This is a genomic window from Pseudomonas sp. LBUM1641 (genome assembly GCF_059716235.1).
Map to the genome: position 1 here is coordinate 283,022 of NZ_CP166815.1, position 18,371 is coordinate 301,392.

Genomic DNA, 18,371 nt, shown 5'->3' on the forward strand with positions numbered 1-18,371 from the left:
GCTTCAAGACTCCAGGTCATGCCGGTTGACTCGTGCTTCCAGGCGGTTTTGCACGTGCGCCAGAACGCTGGCAAGAATCCAGTAGATCAAGGCGGCGGACAGATACATGGTGAAAATTTCAAAGGTACGGGCCGAGACCAATTGCGCCTGGCGGAACAGCTCCGGCACCTGGATGGTGGCGGCCAGGGCGGTGTCCTTGACCAGGGAAATAAAGCTGTTGCCCAACGGCGGCAAGGCCGTGCGCATGGCCTGCGGCAGGATGGCCCGGCGCAGGGTCTGCGCACGGGTCATGCCGATGCTGGCCGCAGCTTCCCACTGGCCGCGCTCGATGGAACCGATGGCGGCACGCAGGATTTCACAGGCATAAGCGGCCATGTTCAGCGAGAAGCCGATCATGGCTGCCGGGATCGGATCCAGCTCGATGCCCACTTGCGGCAAGCCGTAGTAGATCAGGAACAGCTGTACCAGCAAGGGCGTGCCGCGAAAGAACGACACGTAGACTCGGGCGGTCCAGCTCAACAGCTTGAAGCGCGACAGGCGCATCAAGGCCAGGCCGAAGCCCAGCAGCAAGCCGAAAAACATCCCGCCAAGGCTAAGAATTACCGTGAAATACGCGCCCTTGAGCAGAAAGGGCGCGGAGTCCAGCGCGAGTTGGAAACCTGCTTCCATTATTGAGTAACGTCAGCGTTGAAGTACTTCTCGGACAGTTTCTTCAAGGTACCGTCGGCGCGCAGTTCGTCGAGGGCCTTGTTCACCGCGGCCAGCAGTTCAGGCTCGCCTTTGCGCAGGGCAATACCGGCTTCCTGACGGGAGAAAGCAGCACCTGCAGCGGCAGTGTCCTTGGCTTTCTTGGCGTATTCCAGCGCCGCCAGGCGGTCGATCAGAATCGCGTCGACACGGCCGATGCGCAGGTCCTGAAACTTGGTTGGGTCATCGTTATAGGTTTTGACGATGGCTTTCGGTTGGTTTTCCTTGAGCCATTGTTCGTAGTTGGTGCCCAGGCCCACACCGATCTTCTTGCCAGCCAGGTCGTCGGCGGTCTTGATGGTGTCGACGTTTTTCGCCAGGGTCAGCGCCTGGATACCGGAGACGGTATACGGCTTGGAGAAGTCGTACTTTTCCTTGCGCGCGTCGGAGATAGTCACCTGGTTGACGACTGCGTCCAGGCGTTTGGATTCCAGGGCGGCGAGGATGCCATCCCACGGCGTGGCTTGCAGCTTGACCTTGACGCCGAGCTTCTTGGCGAGGGCTTCAGACAACTCGACCTCGAAACCGCTGAGCTTGCCGCTTTCATCGACGAAGCTGAACGGCGGGTAGGTGCCTTCCAGGCCAATCTTGATTTCGCCGGCTTTCTTGATGTTATCCAACTGCTCGCCGGCAACCGCCTGACCGAGCCACCCGGCGCCAAGCGCCAGCCCCAACGTACCAACCAGTAACGTGCGACGGAATACAGAAATAGTCATGAAGAGCCCCTGTGTTTTTATGTTGAGCGATGCAGGTGACGCGGTAGTCGTATCCTGCCTTAAAAGCGCGGTGTGTGGGAGCGGGCTTGCTCGCGAATGCATCAACTCGGTGGTGAAGTTTTTACCGAGTTGTGGGCATCGCCAGCAGATTCGCCTTCGGCGCGACTATAAAGCCGGTTTTTAAGACTTGAAAATAATATAAAATCAGATTGATATTTCTTTATGGAATATCAGAAGCTCGAATCATACGCAAACAAGGCGGGTGCGCCACCGGTGTGCAGGAAGATGATCGGTCCCTCTTCAAAGCGCTGCCGGCCAATGCCGTCCAGCAACCCGGCCATGGCTTTGCCAGTGTAGACCGGGTCCAGCAGCAAGCCTTCCTGGCTGGCCACCAGCTTGATCGCCGCCAGCGTGCCGGCACTCGGTTCGCCATAACGGGGGGCGAAGTACTCGTCCCACAGGATCACCTTGAACGCATCGGGCATAGGCACGCCGAGCAATTCGGCGGTGCGTTCGGCCAGGCCTTGCACCTTGGGGCGCTGGGCTTCGTCGGTGCGGGACACCGTGACGCCAATCACTTGCAGGTCCGGCAGTACTTCGGCCAGTGCCAGTGCCAGGCCGCTGTGGGTGCCGGCGCTGCCGGAGGCCAGGACCACGGTGGAGAACTGGATGCCGCTGTCTTCAATCTGCCCGGCCAGTTCCAGCCCGGCGCGCACGTAACCCAGGGCGCCGAGGGCGTTGGAGCCACCGATGGGCACCAGGTACGGCTTCTTGCCGTTGCTGCGCAGGCGGTCGGCGACGGCGTTGAGCTGGTCGTCGACGTTGTCCAGGTTTTCTACCAGCTCGACCTTGGCGTCGAACAGTTCCAGCAACAGGCGGTTGCCGTTGGCCAGGTAGTTGGGGTCTTCGGTGCCCGTCGGGTTTTCCAGCAGGGCGACGCAGCCCAGGCCCAGCTTGGCGGCCAGTGCAGCGGTTTGGCGCACATGGTTGGACTGGATCGCACCGGCGGTGACGAGGGTATCGGCGCCTTGGGCGAGGGCGTCGGCGGCGAGGTATTCGAGTTTGCGCAGCTTGTTGCCACCCAGGGCCAGCGGCGTGGTGTCGTCACGTTTGACGTAGACGTCACGCCCCAGCCAGGCCGACAGCCGTTCGAGTTTTTCCAGGGCGGTGGCGCCGCCCAGCAGTTCCAGACGGTTAAAGCGGTCGAGCTGTTGTTTGATCATGGCTACGCACGGGTGGTCAGATATGCACCGACTATAGGCAGGCACTTTTCAGGGGGCAACCGCCAATCGCTTATGTCTGTGGGTTATTAGCATTGCACTATTGGTTCTTAAGGACGCTCAGGTGCCTTGCCGTAAAGTGGTGGGCATTTCGTCAGGAGTGAAGACCGTGAGTGAGCGTTCCAGTCATTGGCAATTACAGACCATCGTCAGCCAGCTGCGCAGCGCCCGGGACCAGTGGCGCACCCGCAATGGCAGGGTCAGCGGCGAGCAGGGCGGTCGCGAGCTGCCTTCACGGGAAGCCGTGGCGCAGATTCTCGAGGCGTTGTGCGGCGCGCTGTTCCCCATGCGTTTGGGGCCGGTGGACCTGCGTGAAGAAAGTGAAGACTTCTACGTCGGCCATACCCTGGATGTGGCGCTGAATGCGTTGCTCGCCCAGGCGCGGCTGGAGCTGCGGTATGCCGCACGGCAAGGCGGCCAGGATGACAGTGAGGTGGACGCCCATGCCATCCACCTGATCCAGGATTTCGCCCTGGCATTGCCAGCCTTGCGCAGCCTGCTGGACACCGACGTACTCGCCGCCTACCACGGCGACCCGGCGGCGCGCAGCGTGGATGAAGTGCTGTTGTGCTACCCGGGGATTCTGGCGGTGATTCACCATCGCCTGGCGCACCACTTGTATCGGGCGGGGTTGCCGTTGCTGGCGCGGATCAGTGCGGAAATCGCGCACTCGGCGACCGGGATTGATATTCACCCGGGCGCGCAGATCGGCCCGAGCTTCTTTATCGACCACGGGACGGGTGTGGTGATTGGCGAGACGGCGATCATTGGCGAGCGGGTGCGGATCTATCAAGCCGTGACTTTGGGCGCCAAGCGTTTCCCGGCGGATGAAGACGGGCAGTTGCAGAAGGGCCACCCGCGGCATCCGATTGTCGAGGATGATGTGGTCATCTACGCCGGGGCGACGATCCTGGGGCGCATCACGATCGGCAAGGGTTCGACCATTGGCGGCAACGTGTGGCTGACGCGGAGCGTGCCGGCGGGGGCGAACCTGACCCAGGCGAATCTGCAGCATGATGATGGGACGCAGAAGTAGAACCCCTCTCTCAAGATCACACAGATCAAGTGTGGGAGCTGGCTTGCTCGCGAAAGCGGTGTATCAGTCGCCAGAAGTGTTGGCTGACACACCGCATTCGCGAGCAAGCCCGCTCCCACATTTTGACTGCATTTCAAATTCGAGCCGTATTTCGCTCAGCAATCGCTGAACGTTTCGTCATCCCCATACGTCATACCTTTCCTTGAGCTAGTGTAGGAAATACCTACCACTCGGCCCTGCGATTAGTCCTCAAACCCCTATCCATGTTTAACTTGACTGTTCGTTCAAGTTAAATCGGTGGTTCGCTGCCCGCTCACAACAGGAGGCTTACCTTTGCTGAGTCCGTTTTTTACAGCCACATCCCACACCCTTGAGGTGCACCCTTCATGAGTGCATCGTCGATACCTTCAAGCGGTCAGGTCCGCATGAACCCGCCGGTGTTTTACTTCGCCGCGAGCTTCATCCTGCTGTTCGGCCTGACCGTCATCGCTATTCCCGAACAAGCCGGCGCCTGGCTGCTGGCCGCACAAAACTGGGCGGCCAATACGGTCGGCTGGTATTACATGCTGGCGATGACCCTGTATCTGGTCTTCGTGGTGGTCACCGCGTTATCGGGCTACGGCAAGATCAAACTCGGTGCCGACCACGACGAGCCCGAATTCAGTTACCTGTCCTGGGCGGGCATGCTGTTCGCCGCCGGGATCAGCATCACGCTGTTTTTCTTCTGCGTTTCCGAACCGTTGACGCACCTGGTGCAACCGCCTCAGGGCGAGGCGCTGAACGGTGACGCGGCGCGCCAGGCCATGCAGATCCTGTTTCTGCACTGGGGCCTGCATGGCTGGGGTGTGTTCGCCTTCGTCGGCATGGCCCTGGCGTATTTCGCCTACCGGCATAACCTGCCGCTGGCGTTGCGTTCGGCGCTGTACCCGCTGATCGGCAAGCGCATCAACGGCCCCATCGGTTACGCCGTGGACGGCTTCGGCATCATCGCCACGGTGTTCGGCCTTGGCGCCGACATGGGCTTTGGCGTGTTGCACCTCAACTCCGGGCTCGATTACCTGTTCGGCGTGGCCCACACCCAGTGGATCCAAGTCGGCCTCATCACCTTGATGATGGGCGCGGCAATTCTTGTCGCCGTCTCGGGCGTCGACAAGGGCGTGCGAGTGATGTCCGACATCAACATGCTGCTGGCCTGTGCGCTGCTGCTGTTCGTGTTGTTTGCGGGGCCCACCCAGCACTTGCTCAACACCCTGATCCAGAACATCGGCGACTATCTCGGCGCCTTGCCGACCAAGAGTTTCGACCTCTACGCCTACGACAAACCCAGCGACTGGCTGGGCGGCTGGACCGTGTTCTATTGGGCCTGGTGGATCGCATGGTCGCCGTTCGTGGGCCTGTTTATCGCGCGTATTTCCCGCGGCCGCACCATCCGTGAATTCGTCTTCGGCGTGCTGTTGATCCCGTTGGGCTTCACCCTGGCGTGGATGTCGATCTTCGGCAACAGCGCCATCGACCAGGTGCTCAACCACGGCCTCACGGCGCTCGGTCAGTCGGCCATCGATGATCCGTCGATGAGCCTCTACCTACTGCTGGAAACCTACCCGTGGAGCAAGACGGTGATCGCCGTCACGGTGTTTATCAGCTTCGTGTTCTTCGTCACCTCGGCCGACTCCGGCACCGTGGTGCTCTCGACCTTGTCGGCCAAAGGCGGCAACGCCGATGAAGACGGTCCGAAGTGGCTGCGAGTGTTCTGGGGCGCGATGACCGCATTGGTGACCAGCGCGCTGTTGTTTGCCGGCAGCATCGACTCGCTCAAATCTGCTGTGGTGCTGACATCGCTGCCGTTCTCGATGATCTTGCTGCTGATGATGTGGGGGCTGCACAAGGCGTTCTACCTTGAATCCCAGAAGCAGATTGCGCAGATGCATTCCCTCGCGCCGGTGTCGGGCTCACGTAAAGGCACGGGCGGTTGGCGCCAGCGCTTGAGCCAGGCGGTGCATTTCCCGTCGCGGGATGAGGTGTACCGTTTCCTTGAGACCACGGTGCGTCCGGCGATCGAAGAAGTGACGGCAGTGTTTGTCGAAAAAGGCCTGAACGTGGTCGCCCAGCCGGACCCGGCCAACGACAGTGTCAGCCTGGAAATCGGCCACGGCGAACAGCATCCGTTCGTGTATCAGGTGCAGATGCGCGGCTATTTCACCCCGTCATTTGCACGGGGCGGCATGGGTTCCAAGCAGCTCAACAACCGCCGCTACTACCGCGCGGAAGTGCACTTGAGTGAGGGCAGCCAGGACTACGATCTGGTGGGCTACACCAAGGAGCAGATCATCAACGACATCCTCGACCAGTACGAACGGCATATGCAGTTCCTGCACCTGGTTCGCTAAACGAAAAGGCCCTGTTCAATACCTCGAACAGGGCCTTTTTTTTGCTCCTCGTCTCGCCTCCATACCCCTCCACCCTTGGCGCGCTGAAGCGCTCGTCAGCGCCCGCAAAGCCCCGTGCTTGAAGGGTTCCTTAAATTTAATTTCATCCGGGTAAAGGGTGTTTTGACTCCGAACTGTCACATGGCCATCGCCTAATTGTGTGAAGCGTTTGACGCTTTCATTTCAGAACAGTGACGGAGACCGGTACCAATGAAGACGTTATTGAGCCCCATGGTGGGTGCCGCCATGGCGAGCTTTATGCTGTCCGCCCACGCCGATTTTATCGATGACAGCCACGCCGACGTGACCTTGCTCAACCGCTACCTCAATCAGCAGGGGCGCGATGTGGTGAACAGCAATAACAAGGCCCATAGCATCCGTGATTGGGGCCAGGGTTTTGAGTTCAACTTCAAGTCCGGCTACACCGATGGCCCAGTGGGCTTTGGCTTGGACTTGCAGGCGTTCTACGGCTTGAAACTGGATTCCGGTGGCGACCTCAATGACAAGGATCACCAGGGCCGATACCCCGGCAGCATGTTCCCGCTGGATGACGGCAAATCCGCCGACCAGTTCGGCGTGCTCAGCCCGACCTTCAAGATGCGCTTCGCCCAGGATGAATTGCGCGTCGGTACGCTCTACGGCAACAACCCGGTACTGGCCAACACCGACGGCCGCTTGTACCAGCAGACCAACACTGGCGTGCAGTTGGTTTCCAAGGACTTGACCGACTTCACCTTCACCGCCGGTAACATCCTCAAGACCAAGATCCGCAACGAAACCGGCGACCAGGGCATGATCACCGCCGGCGGCACCAAAGAGAGCGATCGTTTCTTGTACGGCGGCGCGGACTACAAGGGTTTGCCGGACACCACCGTCAGCCTGTGGTACTCGAACCTCGAGGATTACTACCAGCAGTTCTTCCTCGGCGCCAAGCGCCATGACGCCTTGCCTGTGGGCGCGATCGACACCGACGTGCGCCTGTACCGCAGCCTGGGTGTGGGTGCAAACGCCGATGGCGACAAGGACTATTCCGCAGCCGGTCTTTATGGCGACGGCACCTCCAAGGGTCGCATCAACCAGTCCACCGTCAGCCTGTTGGAAAGCTACAGCCTGGACGGCCATACCGTCGGCCTGGGCATCCAGAAAAACAGCGGCGAGAGCGACTTCCCGTACCTGGATTCCGGCCTGAACAGCGGTGCCAGCAACCAGGGCCCGGGCTCGGGCGCCGACACCCCGGCACTCACCAACATGCAACTGAACAAGTTCCAGCACGCCGGCGAACGCACCTGGCTGGCGCAGTACAAATATGACTTCGGCAAGCTCGGCCTCAATGGCCTGACGTTCGCCACTTCCTACGCACACGGTGATGACATCCGCACCACCCAGGGCACTACCAGCGAATGGGAACGTAACGTCACTGTGGCTTACCAAGTGCCCACCGGGACCCTCAAAGGCCTCGGCGTGACGTGGCGAAATGCCCACGCCAGCCCGGACATTACTGGCGCCACCGTGCAAGATGAAAACCGTCTGTATGTGAGCTATGTCGTTCCACTCTGGTAGGACTTTGCTGTAAAAGGGAAAGGCAGACTTAAGCGATTCAGCTGCTTAAAAGGCCCGGGAATATGCTTATTCCCGGGCCTTATTTGCCCCAAGTCCAAGAGAGGATTCGATGACTTACATTGCTGCCGAAAACCGCTATGAATCTATTCCTTATCGCCGCGTAGGTCGCAGCGGATTGGTGCTGCCGGCACTGTCCCTGGGGCTGTGGCACAACTTTGGCGACAGCACCCCGATCGACACCCAGCGCGCCCTGCTGCGTACGGCGTTCGACCTGGGTATCAACCACTTCGACCTGGCCAACAACTACGGCCCCCCGTACGGCAGCGCCGAGATCAACTTCGGCCGTTTGCTGCGGGAAGATTTCAAGCATTACCGCGATGAACTGATCATCTCCAGCAAGGCGGGTTGGGACATGTGGCCAGGCCCTTACGGCCAGGGCGGCGGTTCGCGCAAGTATGTACTGGCGAGCCTCGACCAGAGCCTGCAACGCCTGGGCGTCGACTACGTGGACATCTTCTACTCCCACCGTTTTGATGCCGACACCCCACTGGAAGAAACCGCCAGCGCACTGGCCACTGCCGTGCAACAGGGCAAGGCGTTGTACATCGGGATTTCGTCCTATTCCGGCGTGAAAACCCGGGAAATCGCGGCGCTGCTCCAGGAGTGGAAAGTGCCACTGCTGATCCACCAGCCGGCCTACAACCTGCTCAATCGCTGGGTGGAAAAAGACCTGCTGGACGTCACCGAAGAACTCGGTGCCGGGGTGATTGCGTTCACGCCATTGGCCCAGGGTCTGTTGACCGACAAATACCTCAACGGCGTACCGGCGGATGCGCGGGTGAATCGCCCGGGTGGCGGTTCGTTGCAGGCCAAGCATTTGTCCGAGTCCAACATCGCCCACGCCCGTGCGCTGAATGAAATTGCCAAGCGTCGTGGCCAGAGCCTGGCGCAGATGGCGTTGGCGTGGACGTTGCGTGATCCGCGGGTCACCAGTGCCCTGATCGGCGCGAGCCGGCCGGAGCAGATCATTGAAAACGTCGGGGCGTTGCAGAATTTGAGCTTCAGCGCGCAAGAGCTGGCGGAGATCGACGGGTTTGCCCGGGAAGGCGGGATTAACTTGTGGGAGAAGCCGTCGACGGCTGAATAAGCAGTAGAGCCCGATTCCTGCATCAACCTCTACCCAATGTGGGAGCGGGCTTGCTCGCGAAAGCGGAGTGTCAGTCACTGGATATGTCGACTGATTCACCGCCTTCGCGAGCAAGCCCGCTCCCACACTTGATTTGTGGTGTGCCTGCTAGAACGGCACATCTCCAAGAATCGTCGCCCGGTGCATCACCCGCCGTTGCGGCCGGTAATCATCCACCGCGTAATGTTGGGTCACGCGGTTATCCCAGAACGCCACGTCATTTTCCTGCCAGCGCCAGCGAATGGTGAATTCCGGCCGTGTCGCGTGCGCAAACAGCAGCTTCAACACCGCCTCGCTTTCCGCCGGCTCCAGTTCGTTGATCTTGCTGGTGAACCCTTCACTGACGAACAGCGATTTACGCCCGCTCACCGGGTGCGTGCGAATCACCGGATGGGACAGTGGCGGATTCTTGCGCCGGGCTTCTTCCCAGCGCGCCAGGTCTTGCGGCGTATTGCCGTAACGCTCCAGCGGGAAGGAACGGGTGAAGTCATGGGTCGCCGTCAAACCGTCCAGCAGCTTTTTGAACGGCTCCGATAACGCCTCATACGCGGCAATCCCGCTGGCCCACAACGTATCGCCACCGAACTCCGGCAGCAGCTTGGCGCTGAGTACCGCGCCGAGGGCCGGCGTGGGCAGGAAGGTCACGTCGGTGTGCCAGATGGCGTTATCGCGTACATCGGTCACGGCGGTATCGAGGATCAGCACTTCAGGCTGCTCCGGCACGTTGGGGTAGATCGGGTGAATGTGCAGGTCGCCGAAATGCGCCGCGAACCGCGCCTGTTGCTGCGGGTTGATCGGCTGGTTGCGGAAGAACAGCACCGAATGCTTGAGCAGCGCCTGTTCGATGGCGTCGCGTTGTTCGATGTTCAGCGGTTGGGTGGTGTCGACGCCACTGATCTGGGCGCCAAGGGCGGTGCTGAGAGGCGTTACGGTCAGGCTGCTCATGGGATTCTCGTCGAAAATTTCTTAGTGTGCCTGGCCATGCCACGGCACCAGTTTGCGCTGCAGGGCACGCAAGCCCATTTCCATCGCAAAGGCGATCAATGCGATCACCAGGATGCCCAGCACCACCACATCGGTGACCAGGAACTGCGCGGCGGACTGCACCATGAAACCCAGGCCGCTGGTGGCGGCGATCAATTCTGCGGCTACCAAGGTCGACCAACCCACACCGAGGCCAATCCGCACGCCGGTGAGGATGTCGGGCAGGGCGCTCGGCAGGATTACGTGGCGAATCAACTGTGCCCGTGTGGCGCCCAATGACTGCGCGGCGCGCAATTTGGCCGGGTCGACGGTGCGCACGCCGGTGGCGGTAGCAATGGCGATCGGCGCAAAAATCGCCAGGTAGATCAGCAGCACCTTGGACAGCTCACCGATGCCGCACCAGATCACGATCAGCGGCAGGTAAGCCAGCGGCGGGATCGGGCGGTAAAACTCGATCAGCGGATCCAGAATGCCCCGGGCGATGCGATTGGAACCGATTGCAATGCCCACCGGCACGGCGGTCAGCACGGCAAAGCCGAGGCCGAGGCCGATACGCTTGAGGCTCGCGCCCAAGTGCTGCCACAGGGTGGAGTCCATGTAGCCAGTGGTCGCCAGCAGCCAACCTTTTTGCAGCACGGCGGAAGGCGGTGGCAGGAACAGCGGTTCGATCAGCCCGCTGGCGGTCACGGCCCACCAGATAGCGACCAGAGTCACCAGGGTCAGCACGCTGATCCAGCGGGTGCTCAGGCTGCGGCGTACCGGCACCACCGAGGTTTGCGCGGTGCGGGTTGCCGGTAATTCGTAACTGCTCATGCGGACACCTGCCGTTGGGAGAACACCTTGCCCAGCACGTGTTCGCGGGTTTCGATAAAACGTGGGTCGGACTTGATCGCCCGTGCCGACTCACCGGCGGCGTAGCGCTGGCCGAAGTCCAGGCTCAGGCGCTCGACGATCTGGCCTGGGTTGGGCGCCAGCAGAATCAGGTCCGTGGCGAGGAATACGGCTTCTTCGATGTCGTGGGTAATCAGGAACACCGGCTTGGCTGTGCGCCGCCAGACTTGCAGCAACAGCTCCTGCATCTGTTCGCGGGTGAAGGCATCGAGGGCACCGAACGGTTCGTCCATCAGCAGTACGCGCGGGTCAGCAGCCAACGCGCGGGCCAGGCCCACACGTTGCTTCTGGCCACCGGAGAGTTGCCAGATGCGGCGGCTGTCGAAGCCGGCGAGGTCCACCAGGGCGAGCATTTCCCGGGCGCGGATTTCGCGCTTGGCCTTGGGCACGCCCGCCAACTCCAGGCCGAAGCCGACGTTGGCCAGTACGTCCTGCCAGGGCAGCAGGGCGTCGTCCTGGAACACCACGCCGCGTTCGGCGCTCGGTCCTTTTACCGGCACACCGTCAAGGGTGATGCGCCCGGCGCTGGGTTCGACAAAACCGGCAATCAGGTTCAACAGCGAAGTCTTGCCACTGCCGGAAGGGCCGAGGGCTACCAGCAATTGCTGGGGCCCAAGGCTCAGGGAAATATCGGCCAGTACGGGCTCCGGGCTGCCTGGGTACTGTGCGCTGATGCGCTCCAGTTGTAGCAAGGCCATCGCGGTGAACTCCTGGTATCAGTTAGTGATGAACTTCGGGCTGACGTACGGGGCGTAATCCGGCAGTACGGCGTCGACCTTGCCCTGTTCCTTGAGGAACGCGGCGGTGTCGGTGACGGCCTTGGTGGTCGGTGCGCCGAGCAGGGTGACCTGGTCAGCCGCCAGCGGGTAGACGTTGCCTTGCAGCAGCAGCGGAATGTCGCTGGCCTTGGCTCCGGAGAGTTTCACCAGTTTGTCGACGTTGCCTTTGTCCGCCAGCCAGGCTTGTGGGTCTTTGCGGTAAGCGGCGTAGGCATCCAGGGTAACTTTGGCAAAGGCCGTGACGATTTCCGGGTGCTTCTCGGCGAAATCCTTACGCACGATCCAGGCATCGAAAGTCGGTGCGCCAAATTTGGCCAGTTCGCCGGAAGTGATCAGCACTTTGCCGTTTTCCTTGGCTACGCCCAGAGCCGGATCCCATACGTAGGTGGCGTCGATATCACCGCGCTTCCAGGCGGCGATGATGGCCGGCGGGGCGAGGTTGAGGATGGTCACTTTCGAAGGGTCGATATTCCAGTGCTTCAGCGCGGCCAGCAGGCTGTAGTGGCCGGTGGAAACGAACGGCACGGCGACTTTCTTGCCGATCAGGTCCTGCGGGCTGTTGATCCCGGAACCGTTACGCGCCACCAGGGCTTCGGCGCCGCCGATCTGGGTGGCGATCAAGAAGGTTTCCACCGGGACCTTGCGGGTCACGGCAGCAGTCAGCGGGCTGGAACCGAGGTAGCCGATCTGCACGTCGCCGGAAGCGATGGCGGCGATGATGTCGGCACCGTTGTCGAATTTGCGCCAGTCGATCTTGGCGTTGGTGGCTTTTTCGTAGGCGCCGTCGGCCTGGGCGACTTTCGCCGGATCAACGGTGGTCTGGTAAGCGATGGTTACGTCGGCGGCCTGGGCAAACAGGCTGGCACCGGCCAGGGACAACGCCGCCAAGAGGCGAAGGGGGAAGTGCAGTTTCAAGGGGGAAGTCCTCATCAGGCGGCCGGAGGTCGGCGTGTGAGAAGACTAAATGATCTAAGAATCCGAAAATAAATAACATTTTCGAATTAGCTTATTATGTAGGAGCGAGCTTGCTCGCGAAAAACGTCAACGATAACGCGTACTGTCTGGATGAGCGCGTTGTTCTCAGGTTTTTCGCGAGCAAGCTCGCTCCTACAGTAGGTTGCGACTGGTTAGTTGCTGATGGCGAGGATACTCGCCTGGTACGACCCGACAAACACGTCAAAATCGCCCACTTCGTTCTGCTCCAGCTCCGCTTGTTGCGCCAGCGAATTACGCGCCAGCTCTTCAAAACGCGCCTGTTCCTCAGCCTTCAACGGCTCGCTGCGGAAGTGTTCGGCGTGCACCTGGCTCTGATGCAACGAGAACTGCGCAAAGCTCTCTTTACGCTCGCTCATCGCCGCCAACACCTGGGCCGACGGGGTCAGGGACGAATCCTTGACCTTCGCCAACTGGGCGTCCAGTGCCAGGCTGTGTTCATTGATGCCCTGGCTCTGATCCAGCAAGGCAGCCAGCGGAGCAATCTGCTCCAGCAACTCGGCGGCCCATTCTTTCATGTCCACCGATTCGCCACGGCGCTGCAATTGCAGGCCCGGACGGCGACCCTCCTTGACCACGCTGAGGAAGTTGGAGGTGGCGTTGCCGCACTCGTTATCAGCGAACAGCGGGCTGTCATTCAGCGCGCAATACAGCAGGAACGCGTCGAGGAAGCGCGACTCTTGCAAGTCGATGCCCATCGGCAGGAACGGGTTGATGTCCAGGCAGCGCACTTCGATGTACTGAATGCCACGAGCCATCAACGCCTGGATAGGCCGTTCGCCGGTGTAGGTCACGCGCTTGGGCCGGATGTTCGAGTAGTACTCGTTTTCGATCTGCAGGATGTTGGTGTTGAGCTGCACCCATTCACCGTCCTTATGGGTGCCGACTTCGACGTACGGCGCGTAGGGCGTTGCCACCGCTTCGCGCAGGCTGTCGGTGTAGCTCGCCAGGTCGTTGTAGCACGGCGTCAGGCCGGCCTGGGCGTTGCTCTGGTAACCCAGGTCGCTCATGCGCAGGCTGGTGGCGTACGGCAGGTACAGAGTGTCGGCGTCCAGCACTTCCAGCTGGTGCGAGCGACCACGCAGGAAACCCGCGTCCAGGGCCGGCGAGGCGCCGAACAGGTACATCAGCAGCCAGCTGTAGCGGCGGAAGTTGCGGATCAGCGCGATATAGGCCGTGGACTGGTAGTCGCGGTCGGTACCTACAAAGCCTTCGGCTTCCTTGAGCAGCGGCCACAGCTCTTCCGGAAGGGAGAAGTTGTAGTGGATCCCGGCGATGCACTGCATGGTCTTGCCGTACCGCAGGGCCAGGCCCTTGCGATACACATACTTGAGCTGTCCGATGTTGGAGGTGCCGTAGTAGGCAATCGGAATATCTTCCTCGGCCGGCAACGGGCACGGCATCGATGGACTCCACAGGTACTCGTTGCCGAGCTTGCTGTAGGCAAAGCGGTGGATCTTGTCGAGGCTGCTCAGGGTATCGGCCGGGTTGGGCAACGCCGGGGTGATGAACTCAAGCAGCGACTCGGAATAGTCGGTGGTGATTTGTTCGTGGGTCAGTGCAGCGCCCAACGCCTCGGGATGCGGCGTTTGTGCCAGTCGGCCTTCACCGGTGACGCGCAGGCATTCACGCTCGATGCCGTGCAGGCATTGCTCGAGCAAAGAGAGGTGTTCGTGCTTGCCGAGCAGGGCCAGGCGGCGGTTGAGAAGTTCGCTCAAGTTGGATTCCTTCACGCGTCAGTCGCCCCAATATGGGGGTGGGCAGGACGGTCTACAAGGGTGAAGTGGAAACTGGCGTTATCGCCTGGTTTTTGAGCCGGATTGACCCACTCTGAAAGAGCCGCCTTCGTCCCTGAGTCTGGCTATCGCGCACGAAGAAAAGTTCGGCGCAACTTTCGCAGCGCCGAAATTAACTCAAATCGATGACAGGGAGCTATAGGACAGCGAAGGTGCCTTGTGCTTTTGCGACTAATCTTTCGTCCTGATACACATCGGCTTCAACCACCAGCGTGCGCCGGCCTGGGTGAATCACCCGGGCGGTGCACAGCACATCGCCGTCGGAAACGGCGCGGATGTAGTTGATCTTGCATTCGATGGTCGCGCTCTGCTGGTCGAAACCATGGGAGCTGGAGCAGGCCAGCCCCATGGCAATGTCCACCAGGCTGAAGATCGCCCCGCCATGGAGCTTGCCAGCGCGGTTGCGCAGCTGCGGTTCCAGGGTCATGGCCACCTCGGCAACACCGGTTTCCAGGCGTTGCAGGCGGCAGCCAATGAGTTCGCTGAAAGCGCTGTGGGTCAAGCCGGCTGGCAGTTCCATTAACGTTTCTTCAGTTGTTTGGCATTGGCGAACAGCGAAGCCATGGCGTTATTGGCCGGGGCTGGCGCAGCGGTTTCCTTGCGCGGTGCGCTGCCTTGGGACTGGCGTGGCGCCGAGCCAGGGCGTGCGCCGCGGGCACCGTCGATTTTCTCGCCCGGGGTGTCGCTCATGCGCATCGACAGGCCGACGCGTTTGCGCGGGATGTCGACTTCCATGACCTTGACCTTGACCACGTCACCGGCTTTCACCGCTTCGCGCGGGTCCTTGATGAACTTCTCCGAAAGCGCAGAGATGTGCACCAAACCGTCCTGATGCACGCCGATATCCACAAACGCGCCGAAGTTGGTCACGTTGGTGACGACGCCCTCGAGGATCATCCCCAGTTGCAGGTCCTTGAGGTCTTCGACGCCTTCCTGGAACTCGGCGGTCTTGAACTCGGGACGCGGGTCGCGGCCAGGTTTTTCCAGCTCTTGCAGGATGTCGGTGATGGTCGGTACGCCGAAGGTTTCGTCGGTGTACTTTTTCGGGTCCAGGCGCTTGAGGAACGCGGCGTCGCCGATCAGCGAGCGGATGTCACGGTCGGTTTCAGCGGCGATGCGTTGTACCAGCGGGTAGGCTTCCGGGTGGACGGCCGAGGAGTCCAGCGGGTTGTCGCCGTTCATGACGCGCAGGAAGCCGGCGGCTTGTTCGAAGGTTTTTTCGCCAAGGCGTGCGACTTTTTTCAGCGCTGCACGGGTCTTGAACGCACCGTTTTCGTCGCGGTGGGTCACGATGTTTTGTGCCAGGGTGGCGTTGAGGCCGGAGATCCGGGCCAACAGCGCAACGGAGGCGGTATTCACATCCACGCCGACCTTGTTCACGCAGTCTTCCACTACCGCATCCAGGCCGCGTGCCAGTTTCAGCTGCGACACGTCGTGCTGGTACTGGCCGACGCCGATGGATTTCGGGTCGATCTTCACCAGTTCGGCCAGTGGATCCTGCAGGCGGCGAGCGATGGATACTGCGCCACGGATCGACACGTCGAGGTCCGGGAATTCCTTGGAAGCCAGCTCAGACGCGGAGTACACCGAGGCGCCGGCCTCGGAGACCATCACCTTGGTCATCTGCATGCCTGGGTATTTTTTGATCAGCTCGGCAGCCAGCTTGTCGGTTTCGCGGCTGGCGGTGCCGTTGCCGATGGCGATCAGGTCCACCGAGTGCTTGGCGCACAGGGCGGCGAGGATCGCGATGGTCTGGTCCCATTTGTTGTGCGGCACATGCGGGTAAACCGTGGCGTGGTCGAGCATCTTGCCGGTGGCGTCGACCACGGCAACCTTGCAGCCGGTACGCAGGCCCGGGTCGAGGCCCAGGGTGGCGCGTGGGCCGGCTGGCGCGGCCAGCAGCAGGTCGTGCAGGTTGTGGGCGAAAACGCTGATGGCTTCGGTCTCGGCGCCGTCGCGCAGCTCGCCCAGGAGGTCGGTTTCCAGGTGGGTGTAGAGCTTGACTTTCCAGGTCCAGCGCACGACTTCACTGAGCCACTTGTCCGCAGGACGATTCTGATTCTGGATGCCGAATTGTTGACCGATCATGCCTTCGCACGGGTGCATGGTGCCTGGCAGCTCGTCGCCGACTTTCAGCGCGGAGCTCAGGATGCCCTCGTTGCGACCGCGGAAAATCGCGAGGGCGCGGTGGGACGGCATGCTTTTCAGCGGCTCATCGTGTTCGAAGTAGTCGCGGAACTTGGCGCCTTCCTCTTCCTTGCCGGCGATCACGCGGGCACTGAGGGTGGCTTCCTGCTTCAGGTAGTTGCGCAGTTTTTCCAGCAGGTTGGCGTCTTCGGCGAAGCGCTCCATGAGGATGTACTTGGCGCCTTCGAGGGCAGCCTTGACGTCGGCGACGCCTTTTTCGGCATCGACAAAACGTGCAGCTTCGCTTTCCGGAGCCAGGGACGGATCGTTGAACAGACCGTCGGCCAACTCGCCGAGGCCGGCTTCCAGGGCGATCTGGCCCTTGGTGCGGCGCTTCTGTTTGTACGGCAGGTACAAGTCTTCGAGGCGGGTCTTGGTGTCGGCGAGCTTGATGTCGCGTTCCAGTTGCGGGGTCAGCTTGCCTTGCTCTTCGATGCTGGCGAGGATGCTGATACGCCGTTCGTCGAGTTCTCGCAGGTAGCGCAGGCGCTCTTCCAGATGCCGCAACTGGATATCATCGAGGCTGCCGGTGACTTCTTTACGGTAACGGGCGATGAAGGGCACTGTGGAGCCTTCATCCAGTAGAGCGACGGCCGCTTCGACCTGTTGTGGGCGTACACCGAGTTCCTCGGCGATGCGGCTGTTGATGCTGTCCATAAAACCACCTGAAATTCTGAAAGCAGGCTCGCAGGCCCGAAAAACAAGGCTTGCGAGGCTGGTTGAGCGGCCCGACTGGCGCCGCTGCCTGGGTCAAGAAGCAGCCTATTGACCCTCGAAATCGAAAAAATCACGACAAGCGGGTGAAAAAAATCCCCTGGCAGTAAACGGCAGCGAACTGACGTTGCCCTGCACAAAGGCGCCGCATTATAACCAGCGTTCCGCCCTTGGGGGGATTGCGGCCAAGGTTGTAGGGCGCGGCTTAGCTGGCGGTAGAGGAAAAATCTGCTAACAATGCACACGGTGCGTATAACGGCAGCTACGCCATAATGCGCGCCGAGATAAGAGGAGCATCTAATGAGCAGCACTGCACAAACTGCTGAAGGCGAAAAAATTCTCATCGTTGATGACGATCCGGGGCTAAGCAGCCTGCTGGAGCGTTTCTTCAACTCCAAGGGCTATCGCGCACGCGCGGTGCCAAACACCGAACAGATGGACCGCCTGTTGGGACGTGAAGTCTTCAACCTGGTGGTTCTGGACCTGATGCTGCCTGGCGAAGACGGCCTGACCGCCTGCAAACGCCTGCGCGGCGCCAACAATCAGATCCCGATCATCATGCTGACCGCCAAGGGCGATGAGCTGAGCCGTATCAAGGGCCTGGAACTGGGCGCTGACGATTACCTGGCCAAGCCGTTCAACCCGGACGAGCTGATGGCGCGGGTCAAGGCCGTACTGCGTCGCCAGGCCGCCCCGGTACCGGGTGCCCCAGGCAGCGAAGACGAAAGCGTGACCTTCGGTGACTACGAGCTGTCGCTGGCCACCCGTGAGCTCAAGCGTGGCGATGAAGTGCACATGCTGACCACCGGCGAATTCGCCGTGCTCAAGGCACTGGTGATGAACGCTCGCCAGCCGCTGACCCGTGACAAGCTGATGAACCTGGCCCGTGGCCGCGAGTGGGACGCCCTGGAGCGCTCCATCGACGTACAGATATCCCGTTTGCGCCGGATGATCGAACCCGATCCATCCAAGCCGCGTTATATCCAGACGGTGTGGGGTGTGGGTTACGTGTTTGTGCCGGATGGCACTGCAACCAAGTGACCAATGATTTGCAGAAGCGGGCTTGCCGGTGTTGA

15 protein-coding genes are annotated in these 18,371 nt (G+C 61.0%); 5 read left to right on the forward strand and 10 right to left on the reverse strand.

Annotated features, from left to right (window positions below; genetic code table 11):
- Positions 1-3: 3 nt before the first annotated feature.
- The 3 genes from tcyL to ACA046_RS01235 all read right to left on the reverse strand — a co-directional run bounded on the left by tcyL (position 4) and on the right by ACA046_RS01235 (position 2,686).
- Positions 4-669, reverse strand: a complete 666-nt coding sequence (gene tcyL / locus ACA046_RS01225; RefSeq protein ID WP_003211857.1) for a cystine ABC transporter permease — start codon at positions 667-669, stop codon at positions 4-6.
- Complete coding sequence (tcyJ, locus tag ACA046_RS01230) at positions 669-1,463, reverse strand: cystine ABC transporter substrate-binding protein (protein WP_003211859.1); 795 nt, start codon at positions 1,461-1,463, stop codon at positions 669-671. Before tcyJ ends, tcyL begins: the two co-directional genes overlap by 1 nt.
- 230 nt (positions 1,464-1,693) lie before the next feature.
- Positions 1,694-2,686 (reverse strand): D-cysteine desulfhydrase, encoded by a 993-nt coding sequence (locus ACA046_RS01235; RefSeq protein ID WP_459025317.1) that lies wholly within the window; start codon positions 2,684-2,686, stop codon positions 1,694-1,696.
- 166 nt (positions 2,687-2,852) lie between these two features.
- On the opposite strand from ACA046_RS01235, the gene epsC reads away from it, so the two are divergent.
- From epsC to mgrA, 4 genes are all read left to right on the forward strand, one after another.
- Positions 2,853-3,779 carry a serine O-acetyltransferase EpsC gene (gene epsC / locus ACA046_RS01240; RefSeq protein ID WP_010168915.1) on the forward strand — a complete coding sequence of 309 codons (927 nt, stop codon included), beginning with the start codon at positions 2,853-2,855 and terminating at the stop codon, positions 3,777-3,779.
- A 425-nt stretch (positions 3,780-4,204) separates the two neighbouring features.
- Positions 4,205-6,166, forward strand: a complete 1,962-nt coding sequence (gene betT, locus ACA046_RS01245) for a choline transporter BetT (RefSeq protein WP_167663436.1) — start codon at positions 4,205-4,207, stop codon at positions 6,164-6,166.
- Positions 6,167-6,436: 270 nt separating this feature from the next.
- A complete protein-coding gene (locus tag ACA046_RS01250) occupies positions 6,437-7,765 on the forward strand; it encodes an OprD family outer membrane porin (protein ID WP_497677032.1) in 1,329 nt (442 codons plus the stop codon).
- Between the two features lie 109 nt (positions 7,766-7,874).
- Positions 7,875-8,912 carry an L-glyceraldehyde 3-phosphate reductase gene (mgrA, locus tag ACA046_RS01255; protein WP_497675754.1) on the forward strand — a complete coding sequence of 346 codons (1,038 nt, stop codon included), beginning with the start codon at positions 7,875-7,877 and terminating at the stop codon, positions 8,910-8,912.
- A gap of 147 nt (positions 8,913-9,059) precedes the next feature.
- Here mgrA and tauD read toward each other — a convergent pair whose 3' ends face one another.
- The 7 genes from tauD to ACA046_RS01290 all read right to left on the reverse strand — a co-directional run bounded on the left by tauD (position 9,060) and on the right by ACA046_RS01290 (position 17,238).
- On the reverse strand, positions 9,060-9,896 hold the full coding sequence (tauD, locus tag ACA046_RS01260; RefSeq protein ID WP_497675755.1) for a taurine dioxygenase: 837 nt from the start codon (positions 9,894-9,896) through the stop codon (positions 9,060-9,062).
- Positions 9,897-9,917: 21 nt separating this feature from the next.
- Positions 9,918-10,748: a taurine ABC transporter permease TauC gene (gene tauC, locus ACA046_RS01265; RefSeq protein ID WP_497675756.1), complete on the reverse strand. Its 831-nt coding sequence runs from the start codon at positions 10,746-10,748 to the stop codon at positions 9,918-9,920.
- Positions 10,745-11,524: a taurine ABC transporter ATP-binding subunit gene (tauB, locus tag ACA046_RS01270; protein ID WP_088424395.1), complete on the reverse strand. Its 780-nt coding sequence runs from the start codon at positions 11,522-11,524 to the stop codon at positions 10,745-10,747. Before tauB ends, tauC begins: the two co-directional genes overlap by 4 nt.
- Before the next feature lie 18 nt (positions 11,525-11,542).
- The gene (gene tauA, locus ACA046_RS01275) at positions 11,543-12,520 is read right to left on the reverse strand and encodes a taurine ABC transporter substrate-binding protein (protein WP_003213167.1); all 978 of its coding nucleotides are present in this window, start codon (positions 12,518-12,520) and stop codon (positions 11,543-11,545) included.
- 212 nt (positions 12,521-12,732) lie between these two features.
- Positions 12,733-14,316, reverse strand: coding sequence for a glutamate--cysteine ligase (gene gshA, locus ACA046_RS01280; RefSeq protein WP_497675757.1), 1,584 nt, complete (start codon positions 14,314-14,316; stop codon positions 12,733-12,735).
- Positions 14,317-14,530: 214 nt separating this feature from the next.
- Positions 14,531-14,914, reverse strand: coding sequence for a PaaI family thioesterase (locus ACA046_RS01285; RefSeq protein ID WP_459025328.1), 384 nt, complete (start codon positions 14,912-14,914; stop codon positions 14,531-14,533).
- Positions 14,914-17,238 (reverse strand): Tex family protein, encoded by a 2,325-nt coding sequence (locus ACA046_RS01290; protein WP_497675758.1) that lies wholly within the window; start codon positions 17,236-17,238, stop codon positions 14,914-14,916. The genes ACA046_RS01285 and ACA046_RS01290 overlap by 1 nt, the downstream gene beginning before the upstream one ends.
- 357 nt (positions 17,239-17,595) lie before the next feature.
- Here ACA046_RS01290 and ompR point away from each other — a divergent pair, with 357 nt between their 5' ends.
- Positions 17,596-18,336, forward strand: coding sequence for an osmolarity response regulator transcription factor OmpR (gene ompR / locus ACA046_RS01295; RefSeq protein WP_003213175.1), 741 nt, complete (start codon positions 17,596-17,598; stop codon positions 18,334-18,336).
- Positions 18,337-18,371 lie beyond the last annotated feature (35 nt).

Bases quoted from the DNA above. Each gene is read 5' to 3' on its own strand.
- tcyJ (WP_003211859.1), bottom strand. From the start codon at position 1,463: ATGACTATTTCTGTATTCCGTCGCACGTTACTGGTTGGTACGTTGGGG.
- ACA046_RS01285 (WP_459025328.1), bottom strand. From the start codon at position 14,914: ATGGAACTGCCAGCCGGCTTGACCCACAGCGCTTTCAGCGAACTCATT.
- ACA046_RS01235 (WP_459025317.1), bottom strand. From the start codon at position 2,686: ATGATCAAACAACAGCTCGACCGCTTTAACCGTCTGGAACTGCTGGGC.
- ompR (WP_003213175.1), top strand. From the start codon at position 17,596: ATGAGCAGCACTGCACAAACTGCTGAAGGCGAAAAAATTCTCATCGTT.
- tauC (WP_497675756.1), bottom strand. From the start codon at position 10,748: ATGAGCAGTTACGAATTACCGGCAACCCGCACCGCGCAAACCTCGGTG.
- tauD (WP_497675755.1), bottom strand. From the start codon at position 9,896: ATGAGCAGCCTGACCGTAACGCCTCTCAGCACCGCCCTTGGCGCCCAG.
- mgrA (WP_497675754.1), top strand. From the start codon at position 7,875: ATGACTTACATTGCTGCCGAAAACCGCTATGAATCTATTCCTTATCGC.
- tcyL (WP_003211857.1), bottom strand. From the start codon at position 669: ATGGAAGCAGGTTTCCAACTCGCGCTGGACTCCGCGCCCTTTCTGCTC.
- ACA046_RS01250 (WP_497677032.1), top strand. From the start codon at position 6,437: ATGGTGGGTGCCGCCATGGCGAGCTTTATGCTGTCCGCCCACGCCGAT.
- betT (WP_167663436.1), top strand. From the start codon at position 4,205: ATGAACCCGCCGGTGTTTTACTTCGCCGCGAGCTTCATCCTGCTGTTC.
- ACA046_RS01290 (WP_497675758.1), bottom strand. From the start codon at position 17,238: ATGGACAGCATCAACAGCCGCATCGCCGAGGAACTCGGTGTACGCCCA.
- tauB (WP_088424395.1), bottom strand. From the start codon at position 11,524: ATGGCCTTGCTACAACTGGAGCGCATCAGCGCACAGTACCCAGGCAGC.